The following is a 17,403-nucleotide window of genomic DNA, read 5'->3' as shown; positions in this document are numbered from 1 at the left end:
GTTGGTTTCATGAGCGAGCAACTGGAGTTCGTGCCGGTGCGCACCACCCACGCGGACGTCCTGCTGGCCTCGGCGGGCGAGCGGGGTGTGCTGTGCGACTTCTACGACGAGGACGCCGCGGACATCTACCGCGACATCCTGCACGAGGACTCGTGGGAAGCGGGGGAGTACACCACCCGCATCCGCCCGGCGTCCGGGCCGGTGCTGGAACTCGGGGCCGGGACGGGCAGGTTGACCTTCCCCCTCCTGTCCCACGGCTGGGAGATGACCGTCCTCGAACTGTCGTCCGCGATGCGCGCCCTGTTCGAGGGCCGGTTGGCCGACGCGCCGACCGACCAGCGGGACCGGTGCACGGTGGTCGCCGGGGACATGTCCGACTTCGCGCTCGGCAAGCGCTTCGGGACGGTGGTCATCAGCCCCGGCACGATCAACCTGCTCGACACCGCCGACCGGCCCGGCCTGTACGCGTCGGTCCGCGACCACCTGGAGCCCGGCGGCCGGTTCCTGCTCGGCGTGCCCGACGCCGTCGACGCCGAACCGGAGTCGCTGGAGCGCAGCCAGGAGTTCGCGGGCGCGAGCGGCAGGCGGTACGTGCTGCACGCGAGGCTGGTCCCGGCGGAGGAGATCAGCGAGGTGACCATTTACCCCGCCGACCGGTCGGCGGACCCCTTCGTCGTCTGCACCAGCCGCGTCCGGGGCCTCACCGCGGACCAGGTGGTGCGGGAGCTGGGGCAGGCCGGGTTCGACGTGGTCGAGCGGGCCCCGCTCGTGTTCGCCGGGGGCCGCCACCAGGACGTGCTGCTGGTGGCGACGGTGCGGAGCGATCCCTCATGAGCCGCCCCGACCCGCCGCGCCGCGGCGGGTCCGGAGGCGCGCGCTCAAGGAGGCCGCGGTGCTGGGGGCGGTGACGTGCGCCCCGCCCCCAGCGTCCGTCCACGGCCGCGGGTGGTCAGGGCAGGCGTGCGGTGACGAGCGCGGCGAGCCGGGCCACGCCCTCCTCGATCAGGTCCGGGGTGAGCAGGCTGATCGACAGCCGGAGCTGGTTGTGCCCGCCCTTGCCGCCGTAGAAGTGGTGCATCGGGGTGAACAGCACGCCGTGGTCGCGGGCGGCGTGCGCCAGCAGGTCGTCGTCGACGACGAAGGGCACGGTGACGGTGACGAAGAACCCGCCCGTCGGCGTGTTCCACTCGACCCCCGCGAGACCGCCGAGCCTGCGGGTGAGCTCGCCCAGCGTCAGGCGGAGGTTGCGCTGGTAGATGGCGATCTCCCTGGCGTTGGCCCGGACCAGGCTGAAGTCGTTGAGGAGGAGCTTCCCGGCGATCACCGCCTGCGCGATGGGGGAGGTGTTGACCGTGAGCATGCCCTTGAGCTTGGAGAGCTGGTCGGCGAGCAGGCCGCCCCCGGCCACGTGCTGGTCGGCCACGGCGAAGCCGACGCGGGCGCCGGGCATGCCGGTCTTGGCGAAGGACCCGAGGTAGACCACGTTCCCGGCCCGGTCGAGGGACTTCAGCGACGGGAGGCGCTCGGACCCGAAGAGCCCGTACGCGTTGTCCTCCAGGAGCAGGATGTCGTTGGCCTCGGCGACCTCCAGGAGCCGGTGCCGGGCGGGCAGGTCCATGCTGGTGCCGGTGGGGTTGGCGAAGTCGGGCGTGACGTAGCAGGCCCGGACTCGCCTGCCCTGCTCGTCGGCGCGCTTGAGCTGGAGGACGAGGTCGTCGGGGTCGATGCCGTTCCCGGTGGAGCGGACCGGCCAGACGGTCGTGTCGGTGAGCAGCGCCGCCCCGGTCAGGCCGACGTAGGTGGGGGCGGGGGCGAGCAGCACGTCCCGCTCGTCCGCCCGCAGCGCGCGGAGCACCAGGAACATCGCCTCCTGGCAGCCAACGGTGACGACCACGGACTCCGGGGCGACGTCGATGCCCTCGTCCTCGACGAGGTTGCGGGCGATGAGGTCGGCGATGACGCCCTTCGTGGTCCCGTACTGGAAGAGCGTGCGGGTGACCCCGGCCTCGTCCAGTTCCCGATCGCGCCGGAGGTGGTCGCAGTACGCCTCGATGTAGTCGTGGACGAGACGAACGTCGAAGAACTCCTCGTACGGGCGGCCCGCCGCCATGGAAATGGCCTTCGGATATTCGTCGATCAATTCGTTCAGCAGGTTCATCGACGAGATGGCCGGATCGGTGAGTGACCCGTGCAGCGTTTCGATGCTCAACCGAGTGGACAGACCGTGGGAATCCATGAATACTAGGATTTCCACACGCCGTTGAGGTGTCAAGCAGGGACCCGTGGACGCTCGGTCAATTCCCGGACCTGCTCCCGGACAATGAACAGCGAGTCGCGCGACGAGTTCGCGGACCGTGCGGTGGAACTGATGCGGGAGAGGGGAGATCCGGCCGGGCCGCGCGCCCGTCCGGATCGGTATCGGTGCTGTGCAAGGGAACGAGGGCGTCCTCGGTCGTCCGTTGTCCATCGCCGACTCCTCCGGACACGCCATTCCTGAAGGTACGGTCACGTCTGCGCGGTAGCACCTGGGGAGGATCGAACCGTTGAGGGAAACAAGAAACCGCGGGATGACCGGGCGCCCGAAGAAGTCGAGGAGAACGGACGCGCGCCGTTCACCGGTCCGCGCGGCCATTTCACCGGGATCGGGAACGCGCCGGTGACCTCCGACATCACCGCCGCCGAACCGCGGCGACGCGTCGACGCCGGGCTTCCGCCGGACTCGACGCCGTTCGCGCGAGTGCTCGACGTGACGTGGGAAGACGTGGTGAACGGGGGAGGACCAGCATGCTGATGACGACCGAGGCCGGGATCCGGTTGTCCTACCACGACCGCGGCACCGGTCCGCCCGTGCTGTTGCTGACCGGCACCGGCGCGCCGAGCTCGGTGTGGGACCTGCACCAGGTGCCCGCGCTGCTGGCCGCCGGGTTCCGGGTGATCACCACGGACAACCGCGGGATCCCGCCCAGCGACGAGGGCGCGGACGGGTTCACCATCGACGACCTCGTCGCGGACGTGGCCGCCCTCGTCGACCACCTCGGCCTGGCGCCGTGCCGCGTGGTCGGCACGTCGATGGGCTCGTACATCGCGCAGGAGCTGGCACTCGCGCACCCGGAGCTGCTGGACTCGGTCGTGCTGATGGCCGCCTGCGGCAGGAGCAGCCTCGTCCAGCGGGTGCTCGCGGAGGCCGAGGCGGAGCTGATCGACCGCGGCACCGAACTGCCCGCGGGGTACCTCGCCGCCGTGCGCGCCCTGCACAACCTGGGGCCCGAGACGCTCGCCGACGACGACCTCACCGGTGACTGGCTCGACCTGCTGGCGGCGGCGGACAACCGCGGCCCCGGCGTCCGGGCGCAGTTGCTGCTGAGCGCGCTGCCCGACCGCCTGGCGGCCTACCGGGCGATCACGGTGCCCTGCCACGTCGTCTCGTTCGAGCACGACCTGGTGGCGCCGCCGCTCGCCGGGCGGGAGCTGGCCGCCGCCATCCCCGGCGCCACGCACCGCACCATCCCGAGGTGCGGGCACTTCGGCTACCTGGAGAACCCGGACGCGGTGAACCGGGAGCTGATCGGGTTCCTCCGCGTCGAGTCCGCCGCCCGCCTGGAGGAAACCGCATGACCGGCGCGATCGTGCCACCGGGTCACACCTTCCCCGAGGCCCGCACGGCACCCGAACTGTTCGAGGCGACCGCCGCCGCCGTGCCGGATCGGCAGGCGGTGGCGATGGGCGCCACCACGCTGACCTACGCCGAGCTGAACGCGGAGGCCAACCGGCTCGCGCGTGAACTCGTGGCGCACGGGGTCGGTCCGGAGCGGCTGGTCGCGCTGGCGATGCCGCGGTCGGTCGAGCTCGTCGTCGCGATCCTGGCCGTGCTCAAGGCGGGTGGCGCGTACGTGCCCGTCGACCCGGAGTACCCGGAGGAGCGCAGGCGGTACATGCTCGACGACGCGTCGGCGCAGTGCCTGCTGTCCTTGCCGGGGCAGGACGTCGCGGGCGCGCCCGTCGTCCTGGCCGTGCGACGGGAGGCGGGCCGGTCCGAGCCGAACCTGGCCGACGGCGACCGGCTGGGCCCGCTGCACCCCGCGCACCCCGCGTACGTCATCTACACCTCGGGCTCGACCGGGCGGCCGAAGGGCGTCGTGGTCACGCACCGCGGGATCCCGAACCTGGCCGCCGACTACGTGCGCCGCCAGAGGTTGGGCCCGGACAGCAGGTTGCTGGCGTTCGCGTCGCCCAGCTTCGACGCCGCGGTCGCCGAGTTCTGGCCGATCTGGATGGCCGGTGGCTGCCTGGTGCTGGCTCCCACGTCGGACCTGGTGCCCGGCGAGCCGCTCGCCAGGCTGGTCCGGGACCAGCACATCACCCACGTCACGCTGCCGCCGTCCGCGCTCGCGCCGCTGGAGGAGTCCGACGGCCTGCCCGCCGGGCTGACGCTCCTGGTCGCGGGCGAGGCGTGCCCGGCCCCGGTCGCGAAGCGCTGGGCCATGGACCGCGTCATGATCAACGCGTACGGCCCGACCGAGGCCACGGTCGCGGTGACCGCGAGCGACCCGCTCGACGGCGAGGGCACGCCACCGATCGGCAGGCCGGTCACGGGGGTCCGCGCGTACGTGCTGGACGAGCGGCTGCGGGCCGTCCCGGACGGTGACGTGGGCGAGCTGTACATGGCGGGCCCCGGCGTTGCCCGCGGCTACCTCCGCCGAGCGGCGCTGACCGCGGAGAAGTTCCTGCCGGACCCGTTCGGCGCTCCGGGCGAGCGCATGTACCGCACCGGTGACCGGGTGCGGGCCAGGTCGGACGGCCAACTCGTCTTCGTCGGGCGGGCGGACGACCAGCTCAAGGTCCGCGGCCACCGGATCGAGCCCGGCGAGGTCGAGGCCGCGCTGCTCGCGGTGGACGGGGTGGCCCAGGCGGTCGTGGTCGCGCACGACAACAGGCTCGTCGCCTACGTGGTCGGCACCGCGGGCACGCGGGTCCCCGCCGAGCACCTCCTGCCGCCGCTGCGCGAGCGGCTGCCCTCCTACCTGGTGCCCGACCTGGTCGTCGGCCTGCCGCGCCTGCCGACCTCGCCGAACGGCAAGGTCGACCGGACCGCGCTGCCCGCGCCCGACGGGCAGGACGTCGAACGCGCGACAGCGGGACGGGCACCGCGCACGCCGACGGAGATCCACCTGGCCGCGTTGTTCGCGGAGGTGCTGGGCGTCAGCAGCGTCGGCGTCGACGACAGCTTCTTCGAGATCGGCGGGCACTCGCTGCTCGCGACCCGCCTGGTGGCCCGCATCCGCGCGAGCCTGCACGTCCGGCTGAGGGTGCAGGCCTTCTTCAACGCGCCGAGCGTGGCTCAGCTCGCACTGGTGCTCGACGGCGCCCTGACGTGACCCGGAGACCACTCATGCTGACGACCAACGGCGTCGACCTCGGTGACCCCGACCTGTACACGACCCTGGACCGCCGGGCCCGGTGGCGGGACCTCGCGGAGCGGGACGCGGTGGTGTGGAGCGGGCCCGGCAGCTCGCCCACCGGTTTCTGGTCCGTGTTCTCGCACCGGGCGTGCGCCGCGGTCCTCGGTCCGTCGGCGCCGTTCACCTCCGAGTACGGGATGATGATCGGGTTCGACCGCGACCACCCGGACACCTCCGGCGGCCGGATGATGGTGGTCACCGAGCGGGAACCGCACCGCAGGCTGCGCAAGCTGGTGGGGCCGCTGCTGTCCAGGGCAGCCGCGCGGGAGCTGGCGGACCGGGTGCGGGCCGAGGTGGACGGCGTCCTCGACCGGGCGCTCGACGGCGGGGTGTGCGACGTCGCCACGGAGGTCGGCTCGCGCATCCCCGCCGCGGTCGTGTGCGACATCCTCGGTGTGCCCGCGGCGGACCAGGACATGATGATCGACCTGACCAACCACGCGTTCGGCGGCGAGGACGAGCTGTACGACGGCATGACGCCGCGCCAGGCGCACACCGAGATCCTCGTCTACTTCGACGAGCTGATCACCGCGCGCCAGGAGCGGCCGGGCGACGACCTCGTCAGCACGCTGGTGGCCGCGGATGGCCTCACGATCGACGACGTGCTGCTCAACTGCGACAACGTGCTGATCGGCGGCAACGAGACCACGCGGCACGCGATCACCGGCGCGGTGCACGCGCTGGCCACCGTGCCCGGCCTCCTGGCGGACCTGCGGGACGGGACCGCGGACGTCGACACCGTCGTGGAGGAGGTGCTGCGCTGGACCTCGCCCGCGATGCACGTGCTGCGGGTGACGACCGCCGACGTCACGGTCAACGGCCAGGACCTGCCGCCCGGCACGCCGGTGGTCGCGTGGCTGCCCGCGGCGAACCGGGACCCCGCCGAGTTCGACGACCCCGACGCGTTCCTGCCGGGGCGCAAGCCCAACCGGCACATCACGTTCGGCCACGGCGTGCACCACTGCCTCGGATCCGCGCTGGCCCGGATCGAGCTGTCGATCGTGCTGCGGGCGCTGGCGGAGCGGGTGTCGCGGGTCGAACTGGTGGAGGAGCCGACCTGGCTGCGCGCGATCGTCGTGCAGGGGTACCGGGAGCTGCCGGTGCGGTTCACCGGGCGCTGATCCCGGACTCGACGCACAGGCCGCGGACCCGGTGGGACTTCACGCCCCGCCGGGTTAGCGGTCGTTCACCGCACACTGCCGGTCCAGTGTGGACTCCCGGTGCGTCGCACGCCGTCCCGTCGATTTCCGGGCGGCTGAAGTGTCAAGCGGACACCATTGATGCGAAATTCGCTTGGGGTCATCCTGGAATGAGCATCACATCTATTTCTGGGGAGGAATGTCGTGACGCCGCGATCGACGGTGCAGAATTTTGAGATCGACTATGTGGAAATGTATGTCGGAAATCTCGACGTGGCCGCGCGAGGCTGGGTGGAGGAATACGGGTTCACCGTCGCCGCCACGGACCGGACGGAGGACCACCGGCGCACGACGCTGCGGCAGGGGCCCATCACGCTGGTCCTCACCGAGCCGACGTCGGACCGCCACCCCGGCGCGGCCTACCTCCAGACGCACGGGGACGGCGTGGCCGACATCGCGCTGAGCACCCCGGACGTGGCCGCCGCGTTCGAGGCCGCCGTGAAGGCGGGCGCGGAGTCGATCCGCGAGCCTGGGCGGCACTCGGACGCGGAGCCCCACGGGCCGGTCGTCACGGCCACCATCGGCGGCTTCGGGGACGTCGTGCACACGCTCGTCCAGCGCGACGGGTCCGCCCCCGCTCCGAGCGGCAACCCTGGCAGCGACGTGGACCTGCTCGCCATCGACCACTTCGCGGTCTGCCTCGACGCCGGTGACCTCGGCCCCACGGTCGCGTTCTACGAGCGGGCACTCGGGTTCCGGCAGATCTTCGAGGAGCACATCGTCGTCGGCGCGCAGGCGATGAACTCCACGGTGGTGCAGAGCGCGTCGGGAGCGGTCACCCTCACCCTGATCGAGCCCGACCGGAACGCCGACCCCGGCCAGATCGACGACTTCCTCAAGGACCACCAGGGGGCGGGCATCCAGCACATCGCCTTCAACAGCGCGGACGCGGTCCGCGCGGTCCAGGAGCTGTCGCGGCGCGGGGTGGAGTTCCTGAAGACCCCGTCGACCTACTACGACATGCTCGGGGAGCGGATCGCGCTGGAGACGCACGCGCTCAACGAGCTGCGGTCGACGAACGTGCTCGCCGACGAGGACCACGGCGGCCAGATGTTCCAGATCTTCACCGCCTCCACCCACCCGCGCCACACCATCTTCTTCGAGATCATCGAGAGGCAGGGTGCGGAGACCTTCGGCAGCGCCAACATCAAGGCCCTGTACGAGGCCGTGGAGCTGGAGCGGACCGGGCAGAGCGAGCTGGGCACCTCCCGCCGATGACCCACGTCTGCCTCGCCGACCTCGAACGCGCCGTCCGGGACGTGCTCCCCGGCGAGATCTGGGACTTCCTCGCCGGGGGCAGCGGCACCGAGGCCTCGCTGGCGGCCAACCGCTCGGCGCTCGACCGGGTCTTCGTGGTGCCCCGGATGCTGCGCGACCTGGCCGGGAGCACCACCGAGGCCGACCTCCTCGGCAGGCCCGCCGCCGTGCCGGTGGTGGTCGCGCCGGTCGCCTACCAGCGGATGTTCCACCCCGAGGGGGAGCTGGCGGCGGCGCGCGCGGCCGGTGAGGCGGGCGTGCCGTACGTCATCCCCACCCTGAGCAGCGTTGCGCTGGAGGAGGTCGCGGCCGTCGGCGGCCGATCGTGGTTCCAGCTCTACTGGCTGAAGGACGAGAAGCGGTCACTGGAACTCGTGCGCCGGGCGGAGGACGCCGGGTGCGAGGCGATCGTGTTCACCGTCGACGTGCCGTGGATGGGGCGTCGGCTGCGGGACATGCGGAACGGCTTCGCCCTGCCGGAGTCCGTGACGGCGGCCAACTTCGACGCGGGGACCGCCGCGCACCGCCGTGCCGAAGGGGTGTCGGCGGTGGCCGACCACACGGCGCGCGAGTTCGCCCCTGCCACCTGGGAGTCCGTGGCGGCGGTCCGCGAGCACACGGACCTGCCGGTGGTGCTCAAGGGGATCCTCGCCGTCGAGGACGCCCGTCGAGCCGTCGAGGTCGGCGCCGACGGGATCGTGGTGTCCAACCACGGAGGCCGTCAGTTGGACGGCGCCGTGCCGGGGGTCGAGGTGCTGGCCGAGATCGCCGACGCGGTCTCCGGCGGCTGCGAGATCCTGCTGGACGGCGGGATCCGCTGCGGCGGCGACGTCCTCAAGGCGGTCGCGCTCGGCGCGTCGGGCGTGCTGGTCGGGCGGCCGGTGATGTGGGGGCTGGCCTCGGCGGGCCAGGACGGCGCGCGGCAGGTCCTCGACCTGCTCGCCGCCGAACTCCGGGACGCGATGGGCCTGGCGGGCTGCGACTCGGTGAGCGCGGCCCGCGGGCTGGCCACGAAGGTCCTCCGGTACGGCTGATGCCGCGCTCACCGGGAATTGGACGATCTGGACCTTCGAGATCAACCGAAGTTACCTTCACGGAGGCCTCCTCCGCGGTCCGCGAAGGTCAGGGCGACGGCGGCGCCGCGGCGGTTCCGCGGCGGATCCAGGACACGGGGGTGGGTGTGTCGAAGACGGTCAGCAGCACGCCGACCCTGGAGCTGTCCGTCCACACCGGACCGTCCGGACCCGCGGGTGCCGCGTCCTCCTGCTCGTCCGCAGGACAGGTGTTGGCGCATAAAGGGATCCCTGCCGTCGTAGACCTCCACCGCGTCGTCGGCGCGGTGGAGGCGTTCGGGGAGCACCCGCGTGCCCGCCACGTCCTGATCACCGCGCGACGGTCGCGACAAGGAGCCCGCTGATGCTGCACCACCTCGTGCCACCCATCGCGGTGCGCCCTCGTGACGACCGCGACCACGCGGACCGCATAGCGCTGTCCGCCGCGACCACCGACGGGGTGCACATGCGGACCGAGGACGTCCGCGCCTGGATCGCGGAACGCCGCGAGGCCAACGTCTTCCACGTCGAGCGCATCCCGTTCGCGAGCCTGGACCAGTGGGGGTTCGAGGGCGTGACCGGCAACCTCGTGCACCGCAGCGGCCGGTTCTTCGCCATCGAGGGCCTGCACGTGGTCGAGCACGACGGCCCGCACGGCGACGGCCCCTACCGCGAGTGGCAGCAGCCGGTCATCAAGCAGCCGGAGGTGGGCATCCTCGGCATCCTGTGCAAGGAGTTCGACGGGGTGCTGCACTTCCTGATGCAGGCGAAGATGGAGCCGGGGAACCCGAACCTGGTGCAGCTCTCGCCGACGGTGCAGGCCACGCGGAGCAACTACACCAAGGCCCACGGCGGCACGAACGTCAAGCTGATCGAGTACTTCGCGCCGCCGGACCCGGAGCGGGTGGTCGTCGACGTCCTCCAGGCCGAGCAGGGTTCCTGGTTCTTCCGCAAGACCAACCGCAACATGATCGTCGAGACCGTCGACGACGTGCCGGTGTGGGACGACTTCTGCTGGCTCACCCTCGGCCAGATCGCGGAGCTGATGCACGAGGACGAGACGATCAACATGAACGCCAGGAGCGTGCTGTCCTGCCTGCCGTACCACGACACGGCTCCCGGCGCGCTGTTCTCCGACGTCCAGCTCCTGTCGTGGTTCACCAACGAGCGCTCGCGCCACGACGTGCGCGCCCGGCGCATCCCGCTCACGGACGTGGACGGCTGGAAGCAGGGCGTCGAGGCGATCGAGCACGAGGACGGCCGCTACTTCAAGGTCCTCGCGGTCACCGTGCGGGGCAGCAACCGCGAGCGGACGAGCTGGACCCAGCCGTTGCTCGAATCCGTCGGCATCGGCGTCGTCGCCTTCCTGGTGCGCCAGATCGACGGCGTGCCGCACGTCCTGGTGCACGCCCGCGCCGACGGCGGTTTCCTGGACACCGTCGAACTGGCCCCGACCGTCCAGTGCACGCCCCGCAACTACGCGCACCTGCCCGCGGAGGACCGTCCGCCGTTCCTCGACGCCGTCCAGGACGCCCCGCGGTCGCGGATCCGCTACGAGGCCATCCACTCCGAGGAAGGCGGCCGCTTCCTCAACGTCAGGGCCAGGTACCTCGCCATCGACGTGGACGAGGCGGTCGACCCGCCGCCCGGCTACGCCTGGGTCACCCCGGCCCAGCTCACCGCGCTCACCCGGCACGGGCACTACGTCAACGTCGAGGCGCGCACGCTCCTCGCCTGCATCAACGCCGCCACGGCCCAACCTCAAGGAGCTGCCTGACATGGAGCAGGTCACCGTCCTCGGCGCTTCGGGCTTCGTCGGCTCGGCCGTCACGCAAGCGTTGGCACGCCTGCCGATCCGGCTGCGGGCGGTGGCGCGCAGGCCGATCGAACCCGTGCCGGGCCCGGCGGAGACGACCGTCGTCGCCGCCGACCTCACCGACCGGGCGGCGCTCGCCGACGCGGTCGCCGGATCGGACGCGGTGGTGTTCCTGCTCCTGGCCGACGGCGGGTGGCGGGCAGCCGAGACCGAGGAGGCGGAGCGCGTGAACGTGGGCGTGATGCGCGACCTCGTCGACGTCCTCGGCCGCCCGGCAGGCACACCGCCGCTGGTGGTGTACGGCGGTGCCGCCTCGCAGGTCGGCGTCCCGCCGCGGGAGCCGCTCGACGGGAGCGAGCCCGACCACCCAGCGACCCCCTACGACGTGCAGAAGCTGACGGCGGAGCGGATCCTCAAGGACGCCACCGCGACCGGTCGGGTGCGCGGCGTCAGCCTGCGGCTGCCCACGGTGTTCGGTGAGACGACGGCACCGGGGGCGAACCAGGACCGCGGTGTCGTGTCGGCCATGGTGCGGCGGGCGATCGACGGCCAGGCGCTCACCATCTGGGGTGACGGCACGGTGCGACGGGACCTCGTCCACGTCCAGGACATCGCGGCGGCGTTCACGGCGGCGTTGGCGCACCCCGACCCGCTGGTGGGCGGTCACTGGCTGCTCGGCGCGGGCCGGGGCGACCAACTGGGCGAGGTGTTCCGGCTGGTGGCCCGCGAGGTGGCCGAGCGCACCGGGCTGGACCCGGTCGAGGTGACGTGCGTGGACCCGCCGTCGCACGCGCCGGAGACGGACCTGCGCGGCGTCACCATCGATTCCAGGCTGTTCCGGGAGATCACCGGGTGGCGACCGGAGATCTCGCTGTCCGACGGGGTGCGTCGCACCGTCGCCGCGTTGACGACACCAGTTCACGGAGGGGCTCGCGCATGACCACGCGTGTATGGGACTACCTGGCCGAATACCGGGCCGAGCGGCTCGACCTGCTGGACGCGGTCGAGACGGTCTTCGAGTCCGGGCAACTCGTGCTCGGTGACAGCGTGCGCGGCTTCGAGGAGGAGTTCGCGGCCTACCACGGGGTCGGGCAGTGCGTCGGGGTGGACAACGGGACGAACGCGATCAAGCTCGGCCTCCAGGCGTTGGGCGTGGGGCCGGGCGACGAGGTGATCACGGTGTCCAACACCGCGGCGCCGACCGTGGTCGCCATCGACGCGCTGGGCGCGACCCCGGTGTTCGTCGACGTCCGCGAGGACGACTTCCTGATGGACACCGGCCAGGTCGCCGCCGCGATCACCGAGCGGACGCGGTGCCTGCTGCCGGTGCACCTGTACGGGCAGTGCGTGGACATGGCGCCGTTGAAGGAACTCGCCACCCGGTACGGCCTGGCCGTCCTGGAGGACTGCGCCCAGGCGCACGGGGCCAGGCAGGGCGGCACGATCGCGGGCTCGACCGGTGACGTGGCGGCGTTCTCGTTCTACCCGACCAAGGTCCTCGGCGCCTACGGCGACGGCGGCGCGGTGATCACCTCCGACGAGGCCGTGGCGGACCGGTTGCGGCGGTTGCGGTTCTACGGCATGGAGAAGACCTACTACACGCTGGAGACGCCCGCCCACAACAGCAGGCTGGACGAGGTGCAGGCGGAGATCCTGCGGCGCAAGCTCAAGCGGCTGGACACCTACGTCGCGGCCCGCCGGGCCATCGCCGAGCGCTACGTCGAGGGGCTGGGCGACACCGGCCTCGTGCTCCCGAAGACCGTTCCCGGCAACGAGCACGTGTACTACGTGTACGTGGTGCGCCACCCGCGGCGCGACGAGGTCCTGGAACGGCTGAAGGCGTACGACATCCAGTTGAACATCAGCTACCCGTGGCCGGTGCACACGATGTCCGGGTTCGCCCACCTCGGTTACGCGGAGGGCGCGTTCCCGGTGACCGAGAAGCTCGCCAAGGAGATCTTCTCCCTGCCGATGTACCCGGCCCTCTCGCCCGACCTCCAGGACAAGGTCGTCCACGCGGTTCGTGAAGTGCTGTCCTCCCTCTGACCACCGCAACCGCAGGAGCAGCCGTGCAAGCACGCCATCTCGCCGTCGAGGGCGCGATCGAGTTCACCCCGCGTTCCTTCCCCGACGACCGGGGCCTGTTCCTGTCGCCGTACCAGGAGGAGGCCTTCGTCAAGGCCCACGGCGGCAGGCTCTTCCCCGTGGCCCAGACGAACCACAGCATGTCCAAGCGCGGCGTGGTGCGGGGGATCCACTACACCGCCACGCCACCGGGCGTCGCGAAGTACGTGTACTGCGCCCGTGGCAAGGCGTTGGACATCGTGGTCGACATCCGGGTCGGCTCGCCCACCTTCGGCCGGTGGGACGCGGTCCTGATGGACCAGCAGGACCACCGGGCGATGTACTTCCCCGTCGGTGTCGGCCACGCGTTCGTGGCGCTCGAGGACGACACCGTCATGTCGTACATGATCTCCGGGACGTACGTGGCGGAGGACGAACTCGCCCTCTCCGTCCTGGACCCCGCGCTGGGCCTGCCCGTCGACTCCGGCGTCGACCCGATCCTGTCCGACCGGGACGGGGTGGCCATCACGCTCGCCGAGGCGGAGCGGCAGGGCCTGCTGCCGGACTACGCCACCAGCCGGGAGATCGAGCGACGGCTGACCGGGGTGCCCGTCACCTCCTGACCCCGAACCGGTACCGCCCGTGCCGCGACCGCCCCGACGAGGTGGCGGTCGCGCGGCCGGTCCGGCACCGCCCTCGTCGACGCCGACGAGGCAGGCAGGCCCACCCCTCCACCGGGCTCCCTCCGGGACGGCCCGGTCACCCGTGCGACCTCCGCACGACACCACCGCCCGAACGGGACCCCGCCTGCCCGCTCGACCACGACCTCCGACGCGAAAGGATCAGATGTCCCGGACACCACGAAGACCGATCGCCGCCACCGGGCCCGGCCGCGTCACGCCGCCCGCGGCGCACGGGCGCACCGTCGAGGTCGACCCGAGCCCGGCCGAACGTTGACCGGCCGCGGCCGGTCAACCGGCCGGGCCCGCCGGACCACGGCGCGCCTGCTGCTGGACACCGGCCAGGTGTCGGGCGGCCGGTGGACCGGTCGGGCCCGCTGAACCGCGGCGCCCGCTGCTGGACCCCGGCCGTGGTTCCGGGGGCCGTTCGCCCGCACCCCGGCCAAGGGTCCGGCGGCCGGTCGACCGGCAGGGCCCGCCGAACCACGGCGGGTCCCCGGCCGCCCGTTCGCCCGCACCCGACCACGTGTCGGGGCTTCCCCCCAGCGAGTCCTTCCCCGAGGGAGAAAGATGCCTCTGTCGCTCGCCGCGCCGATCGCGCCGATCGCCGCGCACAACCTCCTGATCTTCCTGCTCCAGGTCGGCCTGCTGCTCCTGCTCGCCGTCGTCCTCGGCAGGCTGGCCGCCCGGTTCGGCATGCCCGCCGTCGTCGGTGAGCTGTTCGTCGGGGTGGCGCTCGGTCCCTCGTTCCTGGCGTGGGCCGCGCCGGGCCTGCACGGCTGGCTGTTCCCGGCCGTCGCCGAGCAGTACCACCTCCTCGACGCCGTCGGCCAGATCGGCGTCCTGCTGCTGGTCGGCGTCACCGGCCTGCAAATGGACATGGGGCTGGTCCGCCGTCGCGGCGCCACCGCGGCCTGGGTCAGCGTCGGCGGTCTGGTCATCCCGCTCGGCCTCGGGATCGGCGCGGGCTACCTGCTGCCCAAGGCGCTGGTCCCGGACGGCACCGACAGCACCGTCTTCGCGCTGTTCCTCGGTGTCGCGCTGTGCGTCAGCGCCATCCCGGTCATCGCCAAGACCCTCATCGACATGAAACTGCTGCACCGCAACGTCGGGCAGCTCACGCTCACCGCGGGCATGATCGACGACGCGTTCGGCTGGTTCATGCTGTCCATCGTCAGCGCGATGGCGGTCAACGCGGTGTCCACCGGCACCGTGCTCACCTCCTTCGCCTACCTGGTCGCGATCATCGCGTTCGCGCTCACCCTCGGCAGGCCGCTGGTCCGGGGCGCGCTGCGCGCCGCCGCCAAGTCCGACGGTCCAGGGACCACGGTCGGCGTGGTCGTCGTCCTGATGCTCCTCGCCTCGGCCGGAACGCAGGCCCTCGGCCTGGAAGCGGTCTTCGGGGCGTTCGTCTGCGGCATCCTGATCGGCACGGCGGGCAAGGTGGACCCGGCCAAGCTCGCGCCGCTGCGCACCGTCGTCCTGTCGGTCTTCGCGCCGGTCTTCTTCGCCATGGCCGGACTGCGGATGGACCTCACCGCGCTGGCCCGCCCGCAGGTGCTGCTCACCGGGCTGGTGATCCTCGCGCTCGCCATCGTCGGCAAGTTCATCGGCGCCTACGCGGGCGCGCGGCTGAGCGGGCTGAACAAGTGGGAGGGGCTGGCGCTCGGCGCCGGGCTGAACGCGCGAGGGGTCATCGAGGTCGTGGTGGCCATGGTCGGCCTGCGGCTGGGCATCCTCAGCGTGGAGGTCTACACCATCGTGATCCTGGTCGCGATCGTCACCTCGCTGATGGCCCCGCCGATCCTGCGGTTCGCGATGGCCAGGGTGGAGCAGACCGCCGAGGAGCAGGTCCGCGAGTCCCAGCACCAGGCGTGGACCACACAACCGGCGGCTAGCCGGAACGATCAGGTGCCCTGAACGCTGTCCAGTAGACGATCTTGTGGATGACGCCCGCAGTGACGGTTGGACGGGGAAGGAACTACACACATGACGACCGACGGCATCGAGACCGGGTTGCCCGAGACCCGAGGCGGCGGACGGGACGACGGGCGGGCGGCGGACCTGCCCGAGTCCGAGGCCGGACGCCCACCGGGCCTGTTCGACCGGCTTCGGCGGCACCGGCGGTGGTTGCTGGCGGGCGCCGTGGTCGTGCTGCTCGCCCAGATGGCGATAGCGATGGTGACCACGGCCGTCGAGCAGAGCCCGACCGTGGACGAGTCGATCTACGTGGGCACCTCGGTGGTGTACCTGGAACAGCACAGCCTGAAGTACAACCCGGAGCACCCGCCGCTGGGCAAGCTGATCATCGCGGCCGGGACGGCACTGGTCGGCCCGCACCTCGACCCCGCCTTCGAAGGCCACCAGTACGAACTCGCCAAGCACGTGCTCTACGAGGCGGGCAACGACCCGGAGCAGCTCCTGCTGTTCGGGCGGCTGCCGGTGATCGTGCTGACGCTGCTGTTCGGGTTGGTGGTCTTCGCGTTCGCCCGTGAGCTGGCCGGTCCCGTCGGAGGGCTGGTGGCGCTCGCGCTGTACGCGTTCTCACCCGACCTGATCGCGCACGGATCGCTGGCCACGCTCGACGTGCCGACGGCGGGCTTCCTGCTGACGTCGGTGTGGATGCTGTGGCGGGCCCGACGCCGCCCGGTGCTCTACATCCCGCTCGCGGCACTCGCGCTGGGCGCGGCGCTCGCGACGAAGATGAGCGCGCTGGCCGCGCTCCCGGTGCTGCTGCCGCTGGTCGTGCTGTCCGTCTGGCACGCCCGCCGCACGGGTGACCTCGACCTGAGGAAGACCGCCCGGCTGCTCGGGATCGGCGTGGCGGCGGCCGTGGGCGTGGCGCTGGTCGCCATCGCCGTGGTGTGGGCGTCCTACCTCGCCGTGGACCCGCGCCTGCGCTGGGAGGCGCCGCAAGAGATCTACCCCGTCGACGGGGTGCGCGCGCTCGTCGACTGGCTGCCGTTCCCCGAGCCGTACCTGTTCGGCATGCACGACCAGTTCGGCCTCGAAGACCTGGAGTGGACCGGCTTCCTGTTCGGCAAGCACTACACGGGTTCGCTGTGGTACTACCTGCCCGCCGCGCTGCTGGTGAAGACGTCGCTCGGCGCGCTGGCGCTGTGGGTGGCGGGCGCCGTCGTGATGCTGGCGGTGCCGCGGCTGCGCCCGGCCGCGCCGTACGTGCTCGTCACCGCGGCGGTGCTGCTGGCCGCGGCGATGACCAGCAACCGCGACATCGGCGTGCGGTACCTGGTCTTCATGTCGATGTTCCTGGCCGTCGCGGCGGCGGGTGTGGTCTCCCTGCGCCGCCGGTGGGCGACCATCGCCGTGGTCGTCCTGGTGGCCTTCTCCGCGGTCAGCTCGATGCTGACGTTCCCGTACTACCTGCCGTACTCCAACGAGGCGTTCGGCGGTCCGGCCAACACCCAGCGGAACCTGCACGACTCGAACGTCGACTGGGGCCAGGACCTGGGCAGGCTGGCGGCCCGCCTGAAGGAGCGCTACCCCGGTGAGCGGGTCTGGCTCGCCTACCAGGGCATGGGATCGCCGTCCTACTACGGCATCGACGCCGCCGACCCGCTCGCGGTGCCGCAGGACCAGGTGCACGGGCTGCTCGCCGTGTCGGCCTCCGCCGCGGTCGCGGGCGGCATCCGCGGCGGTGGCGGCGGGGGAGGTGGCGGCGGCGGGGAGTTCGGCGGCCAGGGGCAGGACGAGCCCGTGGTCGACCCGCTGGCCGAGCTGATCGCCAGCAGCACGCAGATCGACGAGGTGGGCTACTCCATCACGATCTACCGCAGGCCTTAACCACGCGAATGGTCCACTTAGGACGATTCTGCGCGGCGGGACGGGGGCCGGGTGCCGACGGGCGACAGCGCT

The 17,403-nt window shown here is 72.0% G+C and carries 14 protein-coding genes; 13 read left to right on the top strand and 1 reads right to left on the bottom strand.

Going from position 1 to position 17,403, the window contains the following annotated elements:
* The first annotated feature begins 9 nt into the window (after positions 1-9).
* The gene (gene mpaM / locus NZH93_RS13380; protein ID WP_259623360.1) at positions 10-834 is read left to right on the top strand and encodes a daptide-type RiPP biosynthesis methyltransferase; all 825 of its coding nucleotides are present in this window, start codon (positions 10-12) and stop codon (positions 832-834) included.
* Positions 835-949: 115 nt separating this feature from the next.
* Here the strand turns inward: mpaM and NZH93_RS13375 are convergent, their stop codons facing one another.
* Positions 950-2,236 carry an aminotransferase-like domain-containing protein gene (locus NZH93_RS13375; protein WP_259623359.1) on the bottom strand — a complete coding sequence of 429 codons (1,287 nt, stop codon included), beginning with the start codon at positions 2,234-2,236 and terminating at the stop codon, positions 950-952.
* Positions 2,237-2,784: 548 nt separating this feature from the next.
* Here NZH93_RS13375 and NZH93_RS13370 point away from each other — a divergent pair.
* The 12 genes from NZH93_RS13370 (at position 2,785) to NZH93_RS13315 (ending at position 17,331) form a co-directional block, all read left to right on the top strand.
* The gene (locus NZH93_RS13370) at positions 2,785-3,615 is read left to right on the top strand and encodes an alpha/beta fold hydrolase (RefSeq protein WP_259623358.1); all 831 of its coding nucleotides are present in this window, start codon (positions 2,785-2,787) and stop codon (positions 3,613-3,615) included.
* Positions 3,612-5,375: an amino acid adenylation domain-containing protein gene (locus NZH93_RS13365; protein ID WP_259623357.1), complete on the top strand. Its 1,764-nt coding sequence runs from the start codon at positions 3,612-3,614 to the stop codon at positions 5,373-5,375. The genes NZH93_RS13370 and NZH93_RS13365 overlap by 4 nt, the downstream gene beginning before the upstream one ends.
* A gap of 14 nt (positions 5,376-5,389) precedes the next feature.
* Entirely contained in the window at positions 5,390-6,580 is a 1,191-nt protein-coding gene (locus tag NZH93_RS13360; protein WP_259623356.1) for a cytochrome P450, read from the top strand.
* A gap of 222 nt (positions 6,581-6,802) precedes the next feature.
* Positions 6,803-7,876, top strand: coding sequence for a 4-hydroxyphenylpyruvate dioxygenase (hppD, locus tag NZH93_RS13355; protein ID WP_259623355.1), 1,074 nt, complete (start codon positions 6,803-6,805; stop codon positions 7,874-7,876).
* On the top strand, positions 7,873-8,949 hold the full coding sequence (locus tag NZH93_RS13350) for an alpha-hydroxy acid oxidase (RefSeq protein ID WP_259623354.1): 1,077 nt from the start codon (positions 7,873-7,875) through the stop codon (positions 8,947-8,949). Before hppD ends, NZH93_RS13350 begins: the two co-directional genes overlap by 4 nt.
* 382 nt (positions 8,950-9,331) lie before the next feature.
* Positions 9,332-10,744, top strand: coding sequence for an NDP-hexose 2,3-dehydratase family protein (locus tag NZH93_RS13345; protein WP_259623353.1), 1,413 nt, complete (start codon positions 9,332-9,334; stop codon positions 10,742-10,744).
* Between the two features lies 1 nt (position 10,745).
* A complete protein-coding gene (locus NZH93_RS13340) occupies positions 10,746-11,723 on the top strand; it encodes an NAD-dependent epimerase/dehydratase family protein (protein WP_259623352.1) in 978 nt (325 codons plus the stop codon).
* Entirely contained in the window at positions 11,720-12,829 is a 1,110-nt protein-coding gene (locus NZH93_RS13335) for a DegT/DnrJ/EryC1/StrS family aminotransferase (protein WP_259623351.1), read from the top strand. The genes NZH93_RS13340 and NZH93_RS13335 overlap by 4 nt, the downstream gene beginning before the upstream one ends.
* A 23-nt stretch (positions 12,830-12,852) precedes the next feature.
* Positions 12,853-13,470 carry a dTDP-4-dehydrorhamnose 3,5-epimerase family protein gene (locus tag NZH93_RS13330; protein ID WP_259623350.1) on the top strand — a complete coding sequence of 206 codons (618 nt, stop codon included), beginning with the start codon at positions 12,853-12,855 and terminating at the stop codon, positions 13,468-13,470.
* Between the two features lie 223 nt (positions 13,471-13,693).
* Positions 13,694-13,804, top strand: a complete 111-nt coding sequence (locus NZH93_RS13325) for a UbiA family prenyltransferase (protein ID WP_259623349.1) — start codon at positions 13,694-13,696, stop codon at positions 13,802-13,804.
* Between the two features lie 293 nt (positions 13,805-14,097).
* Positions 14,098-15,447 carry a cation:proton antiporter gene (locus NZH93_RS13320; protein ID WP_259623348.1) on the top strand — a complete coding sequence of 450 codons (1,350 nt, stop codon included), beginning with the start codon at positions 14,098-14,100 and terminating at the stop codon, positions 15,445-15,447.
* Between the two features lie 69 nt (positions 15,448-15,516).
* Positions 15,517-17,331, top strand: coding sequence for a phospholipid carrier-dependent glycosyltransferase (locus tag NZH93_RS13315; protein ID WP_259623347.1), 1,815 nt, complete (start codon positions 15,517-15,519; stop codon positions 17,329-17,331).
* Positions 17,332-17,403: the final 72 nt, after the last annotated feature.

Source organism: Umezawaea endophytica, from assembly GCF_025061645.1.
GTDB lineage: Bacteria > Actinomycetota > Actinomycetes > Mycobacteriales > Pseudonocardiaceae > Umezawaea > Umezawaea endophytica.
This window is presented reverse-complemented; position numbering and strand designations above follow the sequence as displayed.